The sequence below is a fragment of the Trueperaceae bacterium genome (genome assembly GCA_019454765.1).
Taxonomy (GTDB): Bacteria; Deinococcota; Deinococci; order Deinococcales; family Trueperaceae; genus JAAYYF01.
In genome coordinates this window covers 1-3,112 of the sequence record JACFNR010000015.1, presented here as the reverse complement: position 1 = coordinate 3,112, position 3,112 = coordinate 1, and the positions used below count along the sequence as shown (strand labels likewise).

The following is a 3,112-nucleotide window of genomic DNA, read 5'->3' as shown; positions in this document are numbered from 1 at the left end:
GCGCTGGAGGTGCGCGCGCTGCGCGCGGGTTACGGCAAGATAACCGTCCTGTGGGACGTCGACCTCACCGTGGAGGACGGCGAGTTCGTGACCATCATCGGCGCCAACGGGGCGGGCAAGACGACGCTGCTTCGCACCATCAGCGGCCTCGTCCCCGTCCGGAGCGGCACCGTCACGGCGTTCGGCAGCCTGTCGCTGGCGGGCCTGTCGCCGGCGCGGGTCGTGCGGGCCGGCGTCGGGCACGTGCCGGAGGGGAGGCAGCTCTTCCCCCTCATGACCGTGCGGGAGAACCTCGAGAGCGGCGCCGAGTACCTGCGGCGCGCGCGCGGGCGGGCGGCCACCAACCGCAAGCTCGTCTTCGACCTGTTCCCGCGCCTGGCGGAGCGCGGCGCCCAGCTGGCCGGCACGCTCTCGGGCGGGGAGCGGCAGATGCTCGCCATCGGTAGGGCGCTGATGAGCGACCCGCGGCTACTGCTCGTCGACGAGCCGTCGCTCGGCCTGTCGCCGGCCCTGTCGCTCACCGTGTTCCGCGCCCTCGAGCAGATCAACGCGGAGGGCGTGACCGTCGTGCTGGTGGAGCAGAACGTGCAGCAGTCGCTGCGGATCGCCGACCGCGCCTACGTGCTCGAGAACGGCGAGGTCGCGCTGCAGGGGACGGGCGCAGAGTTGCTGCTGAACCCCGCCGTGCGCGAGGCGTACCTGTCGATGTGACGCCCTCGGCCCACTCAGGCGGCCCCGCCCGCCGCCAGGGCCACGGCGGCGGGCAGCACCTCGCCCAACCCCGCCTCCAGCCGCAAGGCGGCAGCGGCGTCGCCGCGAGTCGGGCCCTGGTTGACGATGGCCACGGGCTTGCCGGCGACGACGGCCGCCTTGACGAACCGGTAGCCGGAGAAGACCTCCAGCGACGAACCGAGCACGAGCAGGGCATCGGCCCCCTCCAACCAGCGCATGGCCTGCTCGACGCGCGCCCGCGGCACGTTCTCCCCGAAGAAGATCACGTCGGGCTTGAGGACCCCGCCGCACACGGTGCAGACGGGAACCTCGAAGCCGTCCTCGAGACCCGTCGGGAGGGCGGCGTCGCCGTCGGGCAGCCGCTCGGCCCTCAACCCGGCGAAGGCCGGGTTGAGCTCAAGTAGCCGCGCCTGGAAGCTCTCCCGCGTCTCCCGCGTCTTGCACCGCAGGCAGGTCACGAGCGCCAGGTCGCCGTGCAGCTCCACGAGGGAGCGGGTGCCGGCCCGGCGGTGCAGCCCATCGACGTTCTGCGTCACCACGCCGGCGGTGAGCCCGAGGCGCTCGAGCTCGGTCACGGCGGCGTGCGAGGGGTTGGGTCGCGTGGCGGCCATGGCCGCCCAACCCACCGCGCTGCGCGCCCAGTAACGCCGGCGGGCTCCCTCGCTGCCCACGAACTCCTGGAACGTCATCGGCTTGGGTGGGGCGGCGCGACGGTGAACCCCGCGGTAGTCGGGGATGCCCGAATCCGTCGATATGCCCGCGCCGGTCAGGACGAGGCTGCGGTGGGCGCCGAGGAAGCCGGCCAACTCCGCCGCGGCCCCGCCGCCCGGCGCCGTGCCGGAGGCTGCGGGGTCCGGTCGCCCGGCCGTGGGATCGACGCTCATGCCGGATGGTAACTTCGCGCGTCCCTCCACTCCGTCGCGGAGCGGGATGCGTGCGGCGGCGGGGGTCCGCTCGGCGCGGTACCATCCCCCATGCTCAGCCACGACAGCTACGCCGCCCTGATCGGCCGCGGCAAGCGCGCCGGCGCGGACCACGTGGAGGTGTACGCCGAACGTTGGCGCCGCCGCCTCCTGCGCACCATCGACGACGCGGTGGAGGAGGCGACCAGCAACATCCAGTACGGCGCCGGCATCCGCCTCTTCTTCGGCACGGACGTCGTCTACGGCTACACCAACGACCTGGGCGAGGGCGCGCTCGTCGAGCTGCTCGACAGCCTGGTCTCGGTGCGCGCGACCGGGGCCGAGGGCGCCGCCGTGCCCGACGCCGCCGGTCGCGGCGGCCTCGACCTGCGCACGGCCGCGGGTGGCCCAGACATCCACTCGCCCCGCCTCACGTTCGACGCGCGCGACAAGGCGTGGCGGCTCGAGCGTCTCAGGGAGCTCGCCGCGGGAGCGCGCATCGCGCCGGAGGTCAAGCAGGTCGAGGCCCGGCTGCTCGAGTGGGAGCAGGACGTCACCGTCGCCAACTCCGACGGCGTGGTGGCCGACGACCGGCGCGTGCGCACGCGCCTCGTCGCTCAGGTCATCGCCAGCGACGGCGTGGACACCCAGTCCGGTCACGCCGGGCCGGGCCTGTCGATGGGCCTCGAGCTGCTCGAGCTTCACCCCCCCGCCGAGGCCGGCCGGCGCGCCGCCGAGATGGCGCTACTGAACCTGCGGGCCCGCAAGGCGCCCGCCGGCAGCATGCCGGTCGTGATAGGCGACGCGTTCGGCGGCGTCATCTTCCACGAGGCCCTCGGGCACCTTCTCGAGACCACGGCGGTGGCCCGCAACGCTTCCGCCCTGGCCGGCAAGCTGGGCGAGAAGGTGGCCTCCGACGTCGTGACCTACGTGGACGACGGCACGACGCCCCACGGCTGGGGGTCGTCGCGCTTCGACGACGAGGGCGCCCCGACGGAACGGACGGTGCTGATCAGGGACGGCGTGCTGGAGAGTTACATGGTGGATCGCTGGGGCTCGCTGATGACCGGCTACCGCGCCACCGGCTCCGGCCGCAGGCAGGATTACACGTTCGCGCCCACGTCCCGCATGCGCAACACCTTCGTGCTCCCTGGAACCACGCCGAAGGAGGAGCTCTTCTCAGGCATCGAGTACGGCCTCTACGCCAAGACCATGGGCGGCGGCCAGGTCAGGCCGGGCTCCGGCGAGTACAACTTCGCCGTGAACGAGGGGTACCTCATCCGGAACGGCCAGCTGGCCGAGCCGGTGCGCGGCGCCATGCTCGTCGGCAAAGGACCCGAGTCGATCAAGCGCATCGTGGCCGTGTCCGACGACCTCTCCACCGCGCCGGGCATGTGCGGCTCGATGTCGGGCTCGCTGCCCGTGGAGGTCGGCCAGCCGCACCTGCTCGTCAGCGAGATCATCGTGGGCGGGGAGGC

3 protein-coding genes are annotated in these 3,112 nt (G+C 73.2%); 2 read left to right on the top strand and 1 reads right to left on the bottom strand.

Annotated features, from left to right (window positions below):
• Nucleotides 1–3: 3 nt before the first annotated feature.
• On the top strand, nt 4–711 hold the full coding sequence (locus H3C53_06160; protein MBW7916254.1) for an ABC transporter ATP-binding protein: 708 nt from the start codon (nt 4–6) through the stop codon (nt 709–711).
• Between the two features lie 14 nt (nt 712–725).
• Here H3C53_06160 and H3C53_06155 read toward each other — a convergent pair whose 3' ends face one another.
• Nucleotides 726–1,616 carry an NAD-dependent protein deacetylase gene (locus H3C53_06155; GenBank protein ID MBW7916253.1) on the bottom strand — a complete coding sequence of 297 codons (891 nt, stop codon included), beginning with the start codon at nt 1,614–1,616 and terminating at the stop codon, nt 726–728.
• 90 nt (nt 1,617–1,706) lie between these two features.
• Here H3C53_06155 and H3C53_06150 point away from each other — a divergent pair.
• A partial coding sequence (locus tag H3C53_06150; GenBank protein MBW7916252.1) for a TldD/PmbA family protein occupies nt 1,707–3,112 on the top strand: 1,406 nt, incomplete at its 3' end.